The organism is Arthrobacter sp. NPDC097144 (genome assembly GCF_044762205.1).
In the GTDB taxonomy this organism is placed as follows: Bacteria; Actinomycetota; Actinomycetes; order Actinomycetales; family Micrococcaceae; genus Arthrobacter_B.
The window spans coordinates 1-17,765 of record NZ_JBIWDW010000009.1 but is presented as its reverse complement, the minus strand read 5'-3'; the positions used below and the strand labels follow the sequence as shown (position 1 = coordinate 17,765).

15 protein-coding genes are annotated in these 17,765 nt (G+C 65.4%); 10 read left to right on the top strand and 5 right to left on the bottom strand.

Going from position 1 to position 17,765, the window contains the following annotated elements:
• The gene (locus ACIQXM_RS17105; protein WP_400933644.1) at positions 1 to 2,028 is read right to left on the bottom strand and encodes a S8 family serine peptidase; all 2,028 of its coding nucleotides are present in this window, start codon (positions 2,026 to 2,028) and stop codon (positions 1 to 3) included.
• A 210-nt stretch (positions 2,029 to 2,238) separates the two neighbouring features.
• Between ACIQXM_RS17105 and ACIQXM_RS17100 the strand changes: the two genes are divergently transcribed.
• Positions 2,239 to 3,144, top strand: a complete 906-nt coding sequence (locus tag ACIQXM_RS17100; protein ID WP_400933642.1) for a DUF1524 domain-containing protein — start codon at positions 2,239 to 2,241, stop codon at positions 3,142 to 3,144.
• A 19-nt stretch (positions 3,145 to 3,163) separates the two neighbouring features.
• Here ACIQXM_RS17100 and ACIQXM_RS17095 read toward each other — a convergent pair whose 3' ends face one another.
• A complete protein-coding gene (locus ACIQXM_RS17095; RefSeq protein WP_400933640.1) occupies positions 3,164 to 4,999 on the bottom strand; it encodes a glycoside hydrolase family 15 protein in 1,836 nt (611 codons plus the stop codon).
• Between the two features lie 205 nt (positions 5,000 to 5,204).
• Between ACIQXM_RS17095 and ACIQXM_RS17090 the strand changes: the two genes are divergently transcribed.
• Together ACIQXM_RS17090 and cofE are read left to right on the top strand one after the other, a co-directional pair.
• Entirely contained in the window at positions 5,205 to 6,209 is a 1,005-nt protein-coding gene (locus ACIQXM_RS17090; RefSeq protein WP_400933638.1) for a TIGR03557 family F420-dependent LLM class oxidoreductase, read from the top strand.
• Positions 6,210 to 6,214: 5 nt separating this feature from the next.
• Positions 6,215 to 7,093: a coenzyme F420-0:L-glutamate ligase gene (gene cofE / locus ACIQXM_RS17085; protein ID WP_400933983.1), complete on the top strand. Its 879-nt coding sequence runs from the start codon at positions 6,215 to 6,217 to the stop codon at positions 7,091 to 7,093.
• On the opposite strand, the gene ACIQXM_RS17080 is transcribed toward cofE, so the two are convergent.
• The 3 genes from ACIQXM_RS17080 to ACIQXM_RS17070 are packed head-to-tail and all read right to left on the bottom strand — an operon-like array spanning position 7,090 to position 9,997.
• Positions 7,090 to 7,938 (bottom strand): ABC transporter ATP-binding protein, encoded by an 849-nt coding sequence (locus ACIQXM_RS17080; RefSeq protein WP_400933636.1) that lies wholly within the window; start codon positions 7,936 to 7,938, stop codon positions 7,090 to 7,092. The genes cofE and ACIQXM_RS17080 overlap by 4 nt on opposite strands.
• Complete coding sequence (locus ACIQXM_RS17075) at positions 7,935 to 8,975, bottom strand: putative F420-0 ABC transporter permease subunit (protein ID WP_400933634.1); 1,041 nt, start codon at positions 8,973 to 8,975, stop codon at positions 7,935 to 7,937. The genes ACIQXM_RS17080 and ACIQXM_RS17075 overlap by 4 nt, the downstream gene beginning before the upstream one ends.
• On the bottom strand, positions 8,972 to 9,997 hold the full coding sequence (locus ACIQXM_RS17070; protein ID WP_400933632.1) for a putative F420-0 ABC transporter substrate-binding protein: 1,026 nt from the start codon (positions 9,995 to 9,997) through the stop codon (positions 8,972 to 8,974). Before ACIQXM_RS17070 ends, ACIQXM_RS17075 begins: the two co-directional genes overlap by 4 nt.
• A gap of 398 nt (positions 9,998 to 10,395) precedes the next feature.
• Here ACIQXM_RS17070 and ACIQXM_RS17065 point away from each other — a divergent pair, with 398 nt between their 5' ends.
• The 7 genes from ACIQXM_RS17065 (at position 10,396) to ACIQXM_RS17035 (ending at position 17,597) form a co-directional block, all read left to right on the top strand.
• A complete protein-coding gene (locus ACIQXM_RS17065; protein WP_400933630.1) occupies positions 10,396 to 11,244 on the top strand; it encodes a nitrilase-related carbon-nitrogen hydrolase in 849 nt (282 codons plus the stop codon).
• A gap of 62 nt (positions 11,245 to 11,306) precedes the next feature.
• The gene (gene hydA, locus ACIQXM_RS17060) at positions 11,307 to 12,728 is read left to right on the top strand and encodes a dihydropyrimidinase (protein ID WP_400933628.1); all 1,422 of its coding nucleotides are present in this window, start codon (positions 11,307 to 11,309) and stop codon (positions 12,726 to 12,728) included.
• Between the two features lie 45 nt (positions 12,729 to 12,773).
• Positions 12,774 to 13,790 carry a TIGR03842 family LLM class F420-dependent oxidoreductase gene (locus tag ACIQXM_RS17055; RefSeq protein WP_400933626.1) on the top strand — a complete coding sequence of 339 codons (1,017 nt, stop codon included), beginning with the start codon at positions 12,774 to 12,776 and terminating at the stop codon, positions 13,788 to 13,790.
• A 7-nt stretch (positions 13,791 to 13,797) separates the two neighbouring features.
• The gene (locus ACIQXM_RS17050) at positions 13,798 to 14,679 is read left to right on the top strand and encodes an ABC transporter permease (RefSeq protein ID WP_400933624.1); all 882 of its coding nucleotides are present in this window, start codon (positions 13,798 to 13,800) and stop codon (positions 14,677 to 14,679) included.
• On the top strand, positions 14,676 to 15,491 hold the full coding sequence (locus ACIQXM_RS17045) for an ABC transporter ATP-binding protein (RefSeq protein ID WP_400933622.1): 816 nt from the start codon (positions 14,676 to 14,678) through the stop codon (positions 15,489 to 15,491). The genes ACIQXM_RS17050 and ACIQXM_RS17045 overlap by 4 nt, the downstream gene beginning before the upstream one ends.
• Positions 15,488 to 16,315, top strand: a complete 828-nt coding sequence (locus ACIQXM_RS17040; RefSeq protein ID WP_400933620.1) for an ABC transporter permease — start codon at positions 15,488 to 15,490, stop codon at positions 16,313 to 16,315. The genes ACIQXM_RS17045 and ACIQXM_RS17040 overlap by 4 nt, the downstream gene beginning before the upstream one ends.
• A gap of 64 nt (positions 16,316 to 16,379) precedes the next feature.
• A complete protein-coding gene (locus tag ACIQXM_RS17035; RefSeq protein ID WP_400933618.1) occupies positions 16,380 to 17,597 on the top strand; it encodes an ABC transporter substrate-binding protein in 1,218 nt (405 codons plus the stop codon).
• Positions 17,598 to 17,765: the final 168 nt, after the last annotated feature.

Here is a 17,765-nt window from a genome sequence, read left to right as displayed (position 1 = left end):
CTACCCGCTGAACTTCGCGGAGAAACGGTACATGAACGCCGCCATTGCGTCGCGGTTCACCGGGCTCAGGGGGTGGAAGGCGCTGGTGCCGTTCCCTGCCGGCCAGCCGGTGGAGATTCCCGAGGAGGCCAGCCAGGAAATCTCCTTGTAGAACTGATTGTTTTGAGGCACGTCCGTGAACGGAGCAGCCGCAAGGGGAGTTTCGGCCGGGCTCTGGTTGCCCTGCACTTCAGCAAACCGGTACATAAAAGCGGCCATCGCGTCACGGTTAACCGGTTGCAGGGGCCGATAAGTCCGGGAACCGTTCCGCTCCGCCCAGCCGGTGGAGATGTTCGCTTCTTCCAGCCAGGTGATTTCTTTGTAGAAAAGGTTGTTGGACGGGACATCCGCGAACGGTGACACCTCAGGCGGCGTGTACTCCGGACTGCCTGCCAGCCGGTACATGAACGCAGCCATTGCATCGCGGTTGACGGGACGCAGGGGGCGGTACGTCCGCGTTCCGTCCGCCTCGACCCAGCCGGTGGAGATGCCCGTGGAGGCCATCCAATTCATCTCCGCGGAGAACAGCATGCCGCGCGGCACATCGATGAAGGGCAGCGCGTCAGCAGCGACAGCGGACACTGCAGCAGCAGTGTCCAGCAACTTGGGGCCGCAGTAGGGTTTACAGGTTCCCGGCAGGGTCCGGGCTGTTTCCTTCAACGCTGCTTCCACCTGGGCGGGAGTCAGTCCAGGATCTGCGGCCAGCAGAAGGGCCGCGGCACCGGCCACATGCGGAGCAGCCATGGACGTTCCCTGATAGAACTCGTAGCTTTCGGCAGCGGGGACCGAAGCGCCGCTGTTCAGCGTGGAAAGGATACCGTCAGACTCGCGCTCAAAAGTGCTTCCGCCCGGAGCCATAAGGTCCAGCTGCGGGCCATGGTTTGAGTACTCCGCGCGGGACCCGCTCCGGTCGGCGGCCCCCACGACGACGACGTTCCCGCAGTTGGCAGGCTGGCTCCGGCCGGCGGAAATGCCGTCATTGCCGGCTGCCGCCACCACGACGGCGTTTCGGCCCACGGCGTAGTTGATCGCCTCCTGCATGGAACGGGAGCAGGTGCTCACCCCGCCCAGGCTCAGGTTGATGACCCGGGCAGGGGTGGGATTCACGGCCAGGCCCGGCAGCTGCCCGCCGGCCGCCCAGATAATGCCGTCGGAAATATCGGACATGTAGCCGCCGCAGGTACCCAGCGCCCGCACCGGGAGAATCCGGGCTCCGGGGGCCATTCCGCTGATGCCTGCGCCGTTGTTGGTGCTGGCGGCAATAATCCCGGAAACATGTGTGCCGTGCCAGGTCGACGGGCTGCCCACAGTCCTCCCGCACCCGCCGTCGGGATACCAGTCGCCCTCGTCCTGCGGGTCGGCGTCGCGCCCGTCGCCGTCCCCTGCCACTTCCAGGTCGGAGATGACGTCCGCCCCGGGCAGCAGCTGCCCCTGGAGGTCACTATGCGAGGTGATGCCGGTATCCACCACGGCCACCACCTGGCGTGCACCGGTGGATGTTGCCCACGCGGCTGCAGCATTGGCTCCGCCGCCGGTTCCCGTAAGGCTCCACTGCTGCGGATACAGAGGATCGTTGGGAGCCGCTGCGGCCGGCTGCAGGAGGACGTCCGGTTCCACAAACTCGACGTCCGGATTGGCGGCCAGGATGCGGACGACGTCGGCGCTTTCCGCTGCGCTGAGCGTCCGGTCCACTGCCACTACGGCTGCTCCGGCCGCGGTCTGGCGCAGCTCGGTCACGGCAGCGCCCAGGGGAACGCCGGCTTCCACATAGGAGCGGGCGCGGTCGGCAGTGGAAGGTGCGGCGCGGTCGGCAAACTTCACAATGAAGCGGTTGGTTCCGAGCTGCTGCCCGGCGCCGGCAGACGGCAGCTGGTCAGCCTGGCTGACTGCGGCGGCCGGCGGGGCCATCAGCACGCCGCCCGTTAAAAAGAGGGCAACTGCCCCGGCCGCGGTGCGGACCCGGACACGGGCACCAAGAATCTTCGCCAAAAAGTGTTCCTGTTCAAACGGAAACCCGCTGAGCAACGTTCAGCGGGTAAATAGACGGCGGCTTTTGCCGCGCATGCTGACTCTATCCCTTGGAATGATGAACTCCCCGAAGTACCCGCAGTGCTAAACCAAAGTGTTAGTTTGCGCTGGAGTCCCGCAGCGGGGAGCCGCGGAAAGTCCGCCGGAATTCTTCATTCATAATGAATACTGATGATTTCTCTACGCACCAAGATGCTGTCCCTCGCCGCACTGCCCGCATTGTTGTTCGGTTCCGTTGCCTGTACTCCGCTGACGGAGGCCGGTCCCAGCGCCGGAACAGGACCCGGGCAATCGTCGGCCCGGGAGGCGGCAGCAGGGTCCGCGCTGGAGCAGCTGGAAACCCTTCCGGTCAAGGGCCGTGCCCCCAAGACCGGCTATGACCGGGACCAGTTTGGTCCGTCCTGGGCGGACGTTGACCACAACGGATGCGACACCCGCAACGACATCCTGGCCCGGGACCTCACCGCCGTCATCTTCAAGGACGGCTCCAAGGAATGCGTGGTGGCTTCCGGTACCTTCGCCGATCCCTACACCGGCACTACCATCAGCTTCACGCGCGGCAATGAAACCAGCACCGCTGTGCAGATCGACCACATTGTGGCGCTGTCCGACGCCTGGCAAAAAGGTGCTCAGCAGCTCTCCGCTGAGGAACGCCGCCAGCTCGCCAACGACCCGCTGAACCTGATGGCCGCCGACGGCCCGGCCAACGGCGCCAAGTCCGACTCCGACGCCGCCAGCTGGCTGCCGCCGAACAAAGCCTTCCGCTGCGAATATGTGGCCCGCCAGATTGCGGTCAAGTCCCGCTACCAGTTGTGGGTGACCCCGCCTGAGCACGATGCGATTGCCGGTGTTCTCTCCACCTGCCCGGACCAGCCGGTCGCAGATGCGAGCCCGGACGCGGCGGCAGCGGTGGACATCGCCCCGGAGGTGCCTGAAAGCGTGGTTCCCGAAAGCGTTCCGGTCTACGCGAACTGCGCGGCCGTGAAGGCCGCCGGGGCTGCACCCATCCGGCCCGGCGACGCCGGCTGGGATCCCAAGTTCGACGGCGACGGCGACGGCGAAGGCTGCACTTCCTAGGGCACGCCGCCGGACCGTCCTACCGGTCCTCGCTGTCCTGCAGAGTCAGCGCTGCGGTGATCAGCGCCAGGTGGGAGAGCCCCTGCGGGAAGTTGCCCAGGAACGCATGGTCCTCCTCGGCGATCATCTCGGTGAAGAGGCCCACGTCATTCGCCAGCGGAACCAGCTGGTCCATAAGCTCCACCGCTTCTTCCCGCCGGCCGACATGGGTCAGCGCGGAGACCATCCAAAACGCGCAGGCCACGAAGGTGCCCTCCTCCTTTTCTGCACCGCTGTAACGGTAGAGCAGGGGCCCGCGGCCAAGTTCTTTCCGCAGCGCATCGAGGGTGGAATTCATCCGCTCCCCGCGGTCGAATCCGCTGATTGCGTGCAGGAGGATGGAGGCATCCAGCTTGTCTGACCCCGGATACCAGACGTAGCTTCCGCGTTCCTCGGACCAGCAGTTGTCCCGGACCCACTGCTCAATCCGCTCTTTCTCCGCCAGCCACCGCTTTCCGGGGCCGGGTATCTGCCCCAAATCCGCCAGGTGCGAGGCGCAGCTGAGGGCATGCCAGCAGCCCAGCTTCGACGTGGTGTAGTGCTGCTCGTCATACAGTTCCCACATCCCGGCGTCGCGCCTTTGCCACGTATCGCAGGCAAGGTCAGCCAGATCGGCCAGCAGCCGCCCGGTACCCGTATCCAGGACATGGCCGGCATCAACATAGAGCTGAACAATATTGAACAGGTCCCCGAAGACGCCCATCTGGAGCTGGGACGCCGCATTGTTGCCGCGGACCACCGGCCCAATCCCGCGCCAGCCGGGCATGTCCAGCTCCTGCGCACCGTCCGCCCGTTCTCCGTTCAGAGCCGTGAATACCTGCAATTCCTTCCCTTGGCTGCGGATATTCTTCAGCATCCCGGCCACGGCCGCATGGACCTCCTCGCGCAGGCCGAACCGGATCAGGGCATTGAGGGTGTACGCCGTGTCCCGGACCCATGCGTAGCGGTAGTCCCAGTTCTTTCCGCCGTTCAGGCTCTCCGGCAGCGAAGTGGTGGCGGCAGCGGCCACAGCGCCGGACGGACTGTGGATCAGCAGCTTCAGCGCCAGCGCGCTGCGCTGTACTGCCTCGGACCAGGGTCCGTCATAGGTAAACTCCCGCATCCAGCTCTGCCAGTTGGCGATGGTGCGGTCGACGCCGGCATCAACGGTCTGCGCATCCGGCAGTGCCAGCGGCTCGTCATGGGTGGAGACAACGGCCACCAGGTGCCGGGAACCCGGGGAGGTGGTGAAGGATCCGGCAATGCTGCGGTCCGAGACCTGCTCGCTGCCGTGATGAAGACCGCGGACGCCGATGGTGGTCTGCTGGGCATGAAGCACCGGTCCGTGAGCCGTCTGTTCCACCCACGGTGATGCGGTACCGAAACAGGTTCCGGGGATCACGGCCCAGCGCATCCGCACTGTGCCGGCCAAACCTTCCACCCGCCGGGCCAGCTCACCCCAGGGCAGGCGCCCGGCAACGCCGGTATTGAGGGAATCGGTCACCCGGACGGTTCCGGATGAGGTGCTGAAGGTGGTTGCCAGGACGTTGGATCCGTCCACATAGGCCCGCTCCACCGTGAAGTCCCCCTCCGGACGCAGCTCAATCCGGCCGCCGTCGCCGGCATCCAGCAGCGCCGCGAAGGAGGGAACCGAATCCAGATCGGGGGTGGGGTACCAGTCCACCGAACCGTCCAGGGCCACCAGTGCGACCGTGCGTCCGTCCCCGATCGCCGCGTAGGAACGCAGATCCGCATACCCGTTGATGCGGGTCTTGGAGCCGGCCGCGTTTGACGTCGAAGCGCCAGGGGGTGACGGCGGAAAGTTCTTGGCAGTCATTGCGGCCTTCCTCTGTGAAGCATGTAAAGCAGGTCCGGTCCTTCCATCCTAGAGGTGCCGGAAATCGGCTGCGCTCCTGCCGGTTGGAAACCGGACCCGGCCGTTAGGATGGCTTCAACGTTCCGGCAGATCCGGAATCCGTTGCCTTATTGCACTGGAAACACTTGTTTTCCTTTTCGAAATGTCTCGCTGTCAGGATCGGAATATGACTTCTTCATTAACCATCGGATATGCAGCAATGCTGGAGCAGTTCCATCCCTCGGAAGCGGTGGCACTTGCTGAATATGCCGAAAGCAGGGGATTTTCCGGCGTCATGGCCGCGGACCATTTCCAGCCGTGGGTTCCCGCCCAGGGCCAGTCCGCTTTTGTCTGGAACGTCTTGTCCGCTTTGGGGGAGCGCACCAGGGGCGACATAGGCCCCGGCGTCACGGCTCCCACCTTCCGCTGGCATCCGGCCATGGTGGCGCAGGCATCGGCCACGCTGGCGGCCATGTATCCGGGCCGGCACTGGCTGGGCCTTGGCTCCGGAGAGGCACTGAACGAGCACATCACCGGACAGTACTGGCCGGAAGCACCCGAGCGCATCAACCGCATGTTCGAAGCGATTGAGATCATCACCAAGCTCTTCACGAATTCACTGGCCGGCAAGGACGTGCGCCACAAGGGTGAGTTCTACAAGATGGAGTCCACCCGGCTGTGGACCATGCCGGAAGTCGCCCCTGAAATCCTGGTGGCCACCGCCGGACCGGTGACGGCCAAGCGCGCCGGACGCCACGCGGACGGACTCATCACGGTGGGCGCTCCGCTGGAGAAGATCGGCATGCTCTTTGAACGGTTCGACGCCGGTGCCCGCGAGGCCGGCAAGGATCCGGACACTATGCCCAAAGTCCTTCAGCTGCACATGAGCTGGGCAGAGACCGAAGAAGAAGCCCTCAGCAATGCCATGGTGGAATGGCCCAACGGCGGCATGAAGTTCCCCAAGGGAGACATCCGTTCACCGTTTGAGCTGGAGCAGATGGCCAAGCTGGTCCGGCCCGAAGACTTTGAGGGCCGGCTGGTCATTTCCAGCGATCCGGACATCCACCGCGCCTATATCCAGAAGTTCGTGGACCTGGGCTTCGACCGCATCTACCTGCACAACGTGGGGCGGAACCAGCGCGAGTGGATCGACGTCTTTGGCAGCAGCGTCCTGCCCGCGCTGAATCGCTGACCGCCATGCGCGGCATCACGCTTTTTGCCCTTCCCGGGATCGGCGAAATTATGCCCGGCACGGATCTGGCGGCGGTCATCCTGGCCGCCGCCGGGCGGGCTCCCGGTACTGAACTGCAACCCGGGGACATCCTGGCGGTCACGTCAAAGATTGTTTCCAAGGCCGAGGGACGCCAGATAGCAGCTGAGGACCGTGAACAGGCCATCACGGAGGAAACCGTCCGGGTGGTGGCCAGCAAGGTCCATCCCGGCGGCGTGACCCGGATTGTGGAGAACAAGCTGGGCATCGTGGCCGCCGCAGCCGGAGTGGACAACAGCAACACCCCCGACGGGACGGTCCTGCTGCTTCCGGTGGATCCGGACGCCTCCGCCCGCGCGCTGTGTGCCGCGCTGCGCCGGGAACTGGGGTTCGACGTCGGGGTCCTGATCACCGACACCTTGGGCCGCGCCTGGCGGGAGGGACAGACCGACGCCGCCATCGGCGCCGCTGGCATGGACGTCCTGATGGATCTGCGCGGAACGGCCGACAGCTTCGGCCAGCAGATGAAGGCGACCATCACCGCGGTGGGGGACGAAATAGCCGCAGCCGCGGACCTCGTGAAGGGCAAAACCAGCCAATGCCCGGTGGCAGTGCTGCGGGGCCTTCCGGGCCTGGTGCGTTCCGAGCTGCCCGCGGGCGCCGATGCGGGCGCACGGGCGCTGGTTCGTGCCGCGGATACTGACATGTTCCGTCTCGGCAGCGCCGAAGCCTGGCGGGAAGGTTACGCCGCAGCGTGCCGCGACGCCGGTCTGCCGGTGCCGGCCTGGCTGAACCCGGCTGCCGGCAAGGAAACCCTTAACCCGGCAGCCGGCGGGTTCCGCCGGGAGGCCGAAGGACCACGCTAGGTTCCCGGACTGTCCTCCACCGGCAGGGACAGGGCGATCAGCGGACGCCCCGTTCCGGGATGCACCAGCACATGAGCCTGCACTCCGTAGACCTCGCGGATCAGTTCAGCGGTGAGCACTGTGCGCGGATCGCCGGCCGCCACCACCGAGCCCCCGGAGAGGACAATGACGTGGTCGCAGTGCGCGGCGGCGTGGGTCAGGTCATGCAGGGCGGCGACGACGGCGATGCCCCGGCCGGCCAGCTCCCGAAGCAGATGCAGGGTTGTCAGCTGGGCGTACGGATCGAGGTGGTTGGTGGGCTCATCCAAAAGCAGGAGCTGCGGGCGCTGCGCCAGCGCGCGGGCCAGCTGCACCCGCTGCCGCTGCCCGCCGGAGAGCTCGGAAAACATCCGGTCCGCCAGATCAGGAACACCAGCGGTGTCCAGTGCCGCCAGCACCTCGGACTCATCCTCGCTGGTGCCGAATCCCAGCAATGGCCGGTGCGGCATGGTTCCCAGTGCCACTACGTCCCGCACGGTCAGCGGTGAATCGGTGCCTGATTCCTGCTCGGCCAGGGCAGCAATGCGGGCACGGTCGCGCCTCGGCCGGCGCAGCAGGTCCCGCCCCTCCCACAGCACGGTTCCGGCGCGCACCGGGATCACCCCGGCGAGCGCCCGCAGCAGCGTGGACTTTCCGGCGCCGTTGGGACCCACCAGTGCTGACAGGGCACCTGCCGGAACCGTGCAGTCCACGCCGTCCACCACCAGCTTCCCGCCAAGCTGCACCTCCACACCGGCAGCCTGCAGGGACGCTTCACGCAACGCATCAGCCTTTTCACCGGTCCTTGCCTGCGCGGCCGGACTCATGCTCCGCCCTTCCGCCGGGCCAGCACATAGGCAAACACCGGCGCGCCAATAACGGCAGTCACTATGCCCACGGGAAGTTCCCGGGGCTCAAACGCGGCGCGGGCCGCGGTGTCCGCCCAAATCAGGAAGACGGCGCCGAGCAGCGCGGACAGCGGCAGCAGGGCACGGTGCCCCGGTCCGGCAATCAGCCGGACGACGTGCGGGAACACCAGTCCAATAAAGCCGATCGATCCGCTCACGGACACCATGGCTCCGGTCAGCAGCGCCGTGGCGGCGAGCATGCTCCAGCGCACGGCCGGAACGTTGATGCCCAGGGCGGAGGCGGCGTCGTCCCCGAAGGCGAACCCGTCCAGCAGGCGGGCGGTGGCCAGCAGCGGAAGGCCCACCAGCACCAGGGCTCCGGCGGCGATTCCCGCACTGGACCACTGGGTGCCGCTGAGGGAACCGAGCAGCCAGCCCAGGATGTTCCGGTAAGAATCCCCGGTGGCGGTCCAAAAGATCACCAGGCTGGTCAGGGCGCTGCCCAGGGAAGAGACCGCGACTCCGGCCAGGACTGTCCGGGAGGGCGTCAGGCCGCCGGCCAGCCGTGCCAGCAGCAGGGTGGCGGCCAGAGCAGCCAGCGCGCCGATGAACGCCGCCAGCGGCAGCAGCACCTGAGCCCCGAGCAGCACCACGCAGACCGCGCCCAGGGAAGCACCCGAGGACAAACCCAGCAGATAGGGATCAGCCAGGGCATTGCGGGTCAGCGCCTGCATCACTGCTCCGCTGACCGCCAGTCCGGCGCCCACCGCTCCGGCGGTCAGGACGCGCGGGAGCCGCAGCTCCCAGATGATTCCGTCCTGCAAGGCGGACAGCGGACTGGTGCCGAGGCCGAGATGGGACAGGATGGACCGGAACGCGTCCGCCACGCTGATCTCCGCCGGGCCAACAGTGGCCGCGGCGGCCACGGAAAAGACCAGGGCAGCGGCCAGCACCGCCGTCGCCGGTCCCGTGCGGAACCGGCGGCGGGATGACGGTTGGAGGCGGACTGCGGTCACGGAAGCGTGGAGAGCTGGTCGGCGAGGTCTGCCACTGCTTCAGCGTTGCGTACACCGGCCTCTCCCGCAGCGAAGGGAAGGACCAGATAGCGGTTGTTGATGACGGCGTCCATGCCCGCCGTCGCCGGATTGGACTTCAGGAGCTCCTTTTTGGACTCGGCCGTATTCCGGTCCGCGTCCACGAGCACAATGACATCAGGGTTGGCTGCCACCACGGTCTCCCAGCTCAGCGATGCCCAGGATTCCTGCACGTCGGCGGCAATGTTTTTCAGCCCCAGCTCCTCCATCATCATCTGGGGAGCGCCCAGGCCGGCACCGGCGTAGGGGGTGTCGCGGCCGGAGGAAAACCAGAAGGCGGTGCGCCCGTCACCGGCGGGTTCGACGCCGGCCAGCACGTCACGCTGATCAGCAATCAGTTCCGCGGCGGCATCCGGTGCGCCCAGAAGTGCGCCCGCTTCGGTGATGTCGTCAAAAACGGAGTCAAAGGTCAGCTTGCCCGGTGCTCCTTCTGCGCGGCAGGCTGCGGGAGACACGTAGCTGCTGATGCCCAGTGAGGCCAGGGAACCGCGTTCCCCGGCAGCATCGGCGCTCAGGTTGGATTCCCAGCCGGCGTAAATGAAGTCCGGTTCGCTCTCCAGCACCACTTCCTGTGACGGGGCGGCATCTGACAGGGACGGCAGCCCTTCGGCTGCTGCCGCCATGGACTCCGGAACCGGTCCGTCCAGGAAAGCCGTCCCCACCACTTTGCTGCCCAGGCCCAGGGCCAGGACCGTCTCCAGGGAGGTGGACTTAATGGTCACAATGCGCTCGGGAGGCGCCGTGAGGGTCACGGTGGTGCCGCAGTTGGACACGGAAACCGGGTACGACGGCGCCGGGGCATCCGCGGTGCTGCTCATCCCGGAGGCGCTGGGTTTGGAGCTGCCGGCGGCATCGGCCGGGGCTGCGGAATCGGAGGCCGCGGAACAGCCGGCCAACGCGGCGGCCAGAAGCAGGGAAAGGGCAGGCAAAAGGGATCGGTTCATAGTTCCTCGTCAGTGGGGCGGGAGAGCGGAGGGATCTATGGTCCAAATCCAGACCAGTGCTACCGGCCATTTCCGGCCGGTGATCTTTCGACTAAACGCTAGCATCTCTTTGTTTCCGGTACGTTCCTTCTCTTTCTCCGGATATTTTCGGTGAATCAGGGGCAAAATCAGAGCCGTTTAAGGGCCGCATAAGACCGAATCGTTCGGCATCGGTTTCAAAACAACACCTTAAAACCCTTGCCAGTTCCCGGACGGGAGCGAAGGATGAATCCACGCCGCGGAAAAGGCCATTTTTAACGCCGCGGAAATGTTGGGGAAATGTTCAGCCCAAAGACTGGGAACGGCCCGTGAAACGGCCGTTCGGAACTGCGGCGCACCTGCCGCTACAAGGAGGCACAATGACGATCGTCCGCACAGCCCTGACCCAGACCACCTGGACCGGGGATGAAGAATCCATGGTTGCCAAGCACGAGGAGTTTGTCCGCAAGGCAGCTGCCGAGGGCGCCCAGGTCATTTGTTTCCAGGAACTCTTTCACGGTCCGTACTTCGGAATCGTGCAGGACAGCAAGTACTACGACTATGCGCAGAAGGTTCCGGGCCCCCTGACGGAACGGTTCTCCAAGCTCGCCGCCGAGCACAACATGGTGATCATCCTGCCCGTCTATGAAGAAGAACAGCCGGGTGTCTACTACAACACCGCAGCGGTTATTGATGCTGACGGAACGTACCTGGGCAAATACCGCAAGAACCATATTCCGCATGTGGAGAAGTTCTGGGAGAAGTTCTATTTCCGGCCGGGAAACATGGGCTGGCCGGTGTTCGAAACCGCCGTCGGCACTGTGGGCGTGACCATCTGTTATGACCGGCATTTCCCGGAGGGCTGGCGCGTCCTGGGACTTAACGGTGCCCAGCTTGTCTTCAACCCCAACGCTTCCAAGCCCGGGCTCTCCAACCGGCTCTGGGAACTCGAGCAGCCCACCGCTGCTGCCGCCAACGGCTACTACGTGGTGGTCCCCAACCGGGTAGGCAGCGAAACCAATGAATTCGGCGAGGAAGCGGTGGACTTCTACGGCACCTCCTACATTGCCGACCCCCAGGGCAACTATGTGGGAGAGCTGGGGAACCGCCACAGCGAGGAACTGATGATCCGCGACCTGGACATGGACCTGGTCCGCACCGCCCGCAACAACTGGCAGTTCTACCGGGACCGCCGGCCGGACGCCTACACGCCCATCACCAACCCGTAACGGCCGGTTCCACCGGCCGGTCCTGCGCAGGAGAGAAGTCTTAGTTCTATAAGGGAGTCGTTTTGAGTACAACACTGATCACCGGAGGGACAGTTGTCACCTCCACCGGCCGCAGCGAAGCGGACGTCCTCATCGACGGGGAAAAGATCGCAGCGGTACTCGCCCCCGGATCCACCCTGCTGGGCCATGACCTTGCCGGCTCCGCGGACACGGTCCTGGATGCCCGCGGCAAATACGTCATTCCCGGCGGCATTGATGCGCACACCCACATGCAGATGCCGTTCGGCGGCACGGAAGCCTCCGACACCTTTGAAACCGGCACCCGCGCCGCGGCCTGGGGAGGCACGACGACGATCGTGGACTTCGCGATCCAGCGTTACGGCGAGCGGGTCATGGACGGCCTGGCGGCATGGCATGAAAAGGCCGCGGGGGAGTGCGCCGTCGACTACGGGTTCCATCAGATCGTGGGGGATGTCAATGATGATTCCCTCAAGGCCATGGAGGGACTCATTGATGAGGGTGTGTCCAGCTACAAGCTGTTCATGGCCTATCCGGGTGTCTTCTACAGTGACGATGCGCAGATCTACAAGGCCATGCGGGTGGGTGCCGAAACCGGCCTGATGACCATGATGCACGCCGAAAACGGCCCGGCCATTGACGCCATGGTCACCGAACTGCTGGCCCAGGGCAAAACCGATCCCTACTACCACGGGGTGGCGCGGGCCTGGCAGATGGAAGAAGAGGCCACGCACCGGGCCATCATGCTGGCCAACCTCACCAACGCTCCCCTGTATGTGGTGCATGTTTCAGCGAAGCAGGCAGTGGAGCAGCTGGCGGCCGCCCGGGACAACGGCCAGAACGTGTTCGGGGAAACCTGCCCGCAGTACCTGTACCTGAATATGGAGGACCAGCTCGGCGCGGAGGGCTTCGAAGGGGCCAAATGGGTGTGTTCGACCCCGCTGCGTTCCAAGCACGAACACCATCAGGACCACATGTGGCAGTCGCTGCGCACCAATGACATCCAGATGGTGGCCACCGACCACTGCCCGTTCTGCATGAAGGGGCAAAAGGACCTGGGGCAGGGAGACTTCTCCAAGATCCCCAACGGCATCGGCTCCGTGGAGCACCGCATGGACCTCATGTACCAGGGCGTGGTGGACGGAAAAATCTCGCTCGAACGCTGGGTGGAAATCACGAGCACGACGCCGGCGCGCATGTTTGGCATGTACGGCACCAAGGGCGTGATCGCCCCGGGAGCCGATGCCGACGTCGTGATCTATGACCCCAACGGCCACACCTCGATTGGGATGGAGAAAACCCATCACATGAACATGGACTACTCCGCGTGGGAAGGCTACGAGATTGACGGGCACGTGGACACGGTGCTGTCCCGCGGACGGATCCTCATCAATGACAACGAATACCTCGGATCGAAGGGCCACGGCCGGTACATCCGCCGGGCCCCCAGCCAGTACCTGATCTAGGCCAGTACCTGATTGAGGCCAGTACCTGACAAGGAGCGGAACAGCATGGAATTTGGCGCAGTACTGCAATGCAATCCGCCCGCAGCCCGCACGGTGGCGCTCGCAAAAAGAGCCGAGGAATACGGGTTTGACTACGTCTGGACGTTCGACTCCCACATCCTGTGGCAGGAACCCTATGTGATCTACAGCCAGATCCTGGCGCAGACGCAGAACATCAAGGTGGGGCCCATGGTCACCAACCCGGCCACCCGTGACTGGACCGTCACCGCTTCCACCTACGCCACGCTGAACTCGATGTACGGCAACCGGACGGTGTGCGGCATCGGCCGCGGCGACTCCGCGCTGCGGGTGAGCGGCGGATCGCCCACCACCCTGAAAACCCTGCGCGAGGCGATCCACGTGATCCGCGAGCTGGCGAACTCCCGTTCAGTGGAATACAACGGCCGGACCATCCAGTTTCCATGGAGCACCGGCTCGGAGCTGGAAATGTGGGTGGCCGCCTACGGACCGCTGGCGCTCAAGCTTACGGGCGAAGTGGGGGACGGTTTCATCCTGCAGCTGGCCGATCTGGACATTGCCGAATGGATGATCAACACCGTGCGCTCCGCCGCGGCCGCCGCGGGACGGGATCCGATGGCCATCAAGTTCTGTGTGGCGGCGCCCATGTATATCGGAGACGACTGGGAACACATGCGGGACCAGTGCCGCTGGTTTGGCGGAATGGTGGGCAACCATGTGGCGGACATTGTGGCCAAATACGGAGCCGACGCCGCTGTGCCGCAGGCGCTGACCGATTACATCGCCGGGCGGGAGGGCTATGACTACAACGAGCACGGCCGGGCCGGAAACACCCATGCCGCGTTTGTCCCGGACGAAATTGTGGACCGGTTCTGCCTCATGGGCACCGCCGAGCAGCACATGGAAAAGCTGGAAAAGCTCAAGGCCCTGGGGGTGACGCAGTTTGCCGGCTACCTCCAGCACGACAACAAGGAGGAAACCCTGCGGGTGTACGGCGAGAGCATCATTCCGGCGCTGCGCGAGCACGTGAGCGCAACGGCATGAGCAGCGCATGAGCCCGACGGCGGGCCCGGCGGCCCGGATCGGGTGGGCCGCCGGCGGGGTCCTGGCCCCGGTGCTGCTGTGGGAAGGGTACAAGTTCGCCGGACCCGAAAACGGTGTGAGCCTGGCCGGGCTGCCGCTGCTGCCGCGGACTTCCGACCTGGCCATGCCGCACCTGTGGACCATGCTGGCGCGGCTGGCTGAACCGGCCACGTCAGCTGCGGGGGCGCTGCCCCTGTGGGCCGCCGTGCTGCAGGCGGCGGCGTTCACGCTGGGAATTGCGGCGCTGGGATGGCTGATCGGGGTAGTGGTGGGCACCGGCCTGGCCATGGTGATGCAGCGGTTCCGTTCCGCCGGATCGGCCCTGCTGCCGTGGATCATCCTGAGCCAGACCGTTCCGCTGATCGCCATTGCTCCGCTGGTGCGGCGCTGGGGATCCCAGCTGGAGGTGGGGGCCTTCACCTGGGAAAACTGGATGTCGGTGGCGGTCATCGCCTCCTACCTGGCCTTCTTCCCGGTGGCGATCGGTGCCCTGCGCGGATTTTCCTCTCCCGCAGCCAGCCACCTTGATTTGATGCACAGCTATTCCGTGGGCTGGTGGCGCAGCTTCCTGTTCCTCCGGCTTCCCGCCAGTGTTCCGTTCCTGCTTCCCGCCCTGCGCCTGGCCGCAGCGAACGCCGTCATCGGCGCCGTGGTGGCGGAAGTATCGATCGGGCTGAAGGGCGGGATCGGCCGGATGATCGTGGAATATGCGGCCGCCGCCGGCGGAGATCCGGGCAAACCCTGGGCACCCATTTTCGGGGCAGTCCTGCTGGGGCTGGCTGCCGTCACCGCCACCACAGTCCTGGGACTGTTCCTGCACCGCTACCGCAGAGGAGAACAACCATCATGAGCGGACCAGTTGAACCGGCGGTGGAAGTCCGGGATGTTCATCGGGTGTTTTCCACGAACCGCGGGGCGGTCACAGCGTTGGAAGCTGCCAGTCTGAGCGTGGCGCCGGGGGAGTTCGTCTCCCTGATCGGCCCCTCGGGCTGCGGCAAGTCAACGCTGCTGCGCCTGATCGCTGATCTTGATGAGCCCACCAGCGGAACCATCAGCGTGTTTGGCCGCACCGCCCGGCAGGCCCGGAAGGAACAGGCGTACGGGATCGCCTTCCAGCAGGCGGGGCTGCTGCCGTGGCGGAGCGTGCGGGCGAATATCGAACTGCCGCTTCAGCTCCACGGGGCTGCGGCGCCCGCCCGCGGCCGCCGCGTCGACGAGCTGCTGGACATGGTGGGCCTGGCCGAGTTTGCCGATTCCTTTCCGGACCAGCTCTCAGGCGGCATGCAGCAGCGCGTGGCGATCGCCCGGTCCCTGGCCGAAAGTCCGCGGCTGCTGCTGATGGATGAGCCGTTCGGTGCACTGGATGAAATGACGCGCGAACGGATGCAGAACGAGCTGGTGCGGATCTGCGCGGACACGGGTGCCGCCGTCGTTTTTGTTACCCACTCCATTCCGGAGGCTGTTTTCCTGTCCGACCGCGTGTTCGTCATGTCCGCCCGGCCGGGCCGGATCAAGGATGTGCTGCCGATCCGGCTCGGAGCCGCGGAGGAGCGCGGCGAGAACCTGCGTGAAGAAACAGCCTTCTATGCGGCCATCACCGCGGTGCGGGAATCCCTGCACGGCACCGGGGTGGCAACCCTGCGCGGAGTGGAGACACGGTGACGGCGGCGGAGCCCGCAACGCTTCCCACAGCGCCGGCGGCAGCGGGAGCCACGTCACCGGCACTGCTGGGCAGGGCGCTCGACGGCGGGAAGCAGGCCGCGCTGCCGCTGCTGCTGGGTGCCGCGGCGGTGCTGCTGTGGCAGGGCGCGGTGAGCCTGTTCGCGGTTCCTCCGTTTGTCCTGCCGGGACCCTTTGCCATCGCCGCTGAATTCGCCGCAAATCTCGGCAACATTGCCTCGGCCTCGCTCGTCACAGGTACCAACGCCCTGGCGGGTCTGGTGGCCGGCGCAGTCATCGGGGTGCTGGCCGCCGTCGTGGCAGCGTTCCTCCCGGTCTTTGACCGGCTGGCCGGCCCCACGGTGACGGCTCTTTCCGTGGTGCCGATCGTGGCAGTGGCTCCGGTGCTGTACACAATGTTCGGCGCCGGGGAGGAAGCGCCCCGGCAGATCGTTGCGGGGATCGCCGTGTTTGTCCCCGTGTACGTGAACTCGCTGCGCGGATTCCGGCAGGTCCTGCCGGTGCACCGGGACCTGATGCGCTCCTACGCCGCGGGCCGCTGGCAGGTCACCCGCGCAGTCACCCTGCCCAGTGCAGTGCCCTATATGTTCACCGGGCTGCGGATCGCCTCCTCGCTGGCAGTGATTTCGGCGCTGATTGCCGAGTACTTCGGCGGCCCGGTGGGCGGACTGGGCAAATCCATCACCTCCGCCGCTGCCGGCAGCAACTACACGCTGGCCTGGGCCTACGTGCTGGGCGCCGTCGTCGTCGGCCTGCTGTTCTTCGGCGCAACCGCAGCGCTGGAGAAATACAGTTCCCGGCACTAGCTCATTCCGGCGCACGCTGCTGTTCTTCGTCCCGCTCACCCGCTCACCCACTGGAGGCAATGACATGGCACATGGAAAAGAAACGGCACATCGAAACGAAACGGCACATCGAAAAGAGACGGCACAGAGAAAAGAGACGGCACAGAAAAAACGCATCCGCACGGCTGCAGCGGCCGGAACCGCTGCAGCACTGGTCCTGGCCGGCTGCGCCTCGGGCAGCGGGGCAGCGGACGGCGGCGGGGACGCCGAGGGGCTGACCCCGGTCAAGCTGCAGCTGCAGTGGTTCGCTCAGGCACAGTTTGCCGGCTATTACGCGGCACTGGATCAGGGGTTCTTTGAAGATGAGGGCCTGGACGTGGAGATCGTTGAAGGCGGAGCGGACATCGTGCCGCAGGACGTGCTCGCGTCCGGGGACGTGGACTACGCGATTTCCTGGGTGCCCAAGGTCTTGGGATCGATTGAGCAGGGCGCCAACATTACCGACGTGGCGCAGATCTTTGAGCGCAGCGCCACTTTGCAGGTGGCGATGGCGGATTCCGGGATTGACGGGCCGGAAGACCTCGCCGGAAAGAAAGTGGGCTCCTGGGGTTACGGCAACGAATGGGAGCTGTTCGCCGGAATGAAGGACGCCGGCGTTGATCCGGGGGATATTGAACTGATCCAGCAGGCCTTTGACATGAACGGCTTCCTGTCCGGGGACATCGATGCAGCGCAGGCCATGACCTACAACGAATATGCGCAGGTGCTGGAGACCGTCAATCCGGACACGGGGGAGCTGTACCGGCCCGGGGACCTGAGCGTTATTGACTGGAACGACGAGGGATCCGCGATGCTGCAGGACGCGATCTGGGCGGACGCGGGCCGGCTTGCCGATGATGCCGAGTACCAGGAGACCACCACCGCTTTCATCAAGGCAGCGATCAAGGGCTGGATCTATGCGAAGGACAATCCCGAGGACGCGGCCCGCATCGTGACCGAGGCGGGATCCACCCTGGGCCAGAGCCACCAGCTGTGGATGACGAACGAGACCAACAAGCTCATCTTCCCCTCCACCAGCGGCGTGGGAATGATCGATGAGACAGCGTGGAAGAACACGGTGGACATCGCCATGGGTACGCAGAATGAAACCGGGGCGACCATCCTGACCACCGAACCGCCGGCAACCGCCTATACCAATGAGTACGTCGGGAAGGCGCTCGCGGAGCTGGAGGAAGAAGGCGTGGACACCAGGGGCGCGGATTACGAGCCCGTGGAAGTCTCACTGGCTGAGGGCGGAAACTAGGCCCCGACGACGGTGGCCGGTGGCCTAATTCGCCGGCCGCTTCGGGCGTTCGCCAGCCGATTTGCGCGGGCCTCGAACCCCGTGTAGAGTCTTCTAAGTCGCCGCGGCCGGGAGTTGCAAAACATCCTGAGCATGGCGGCCAAACCCCACCAAAAACATCCTGGTGAT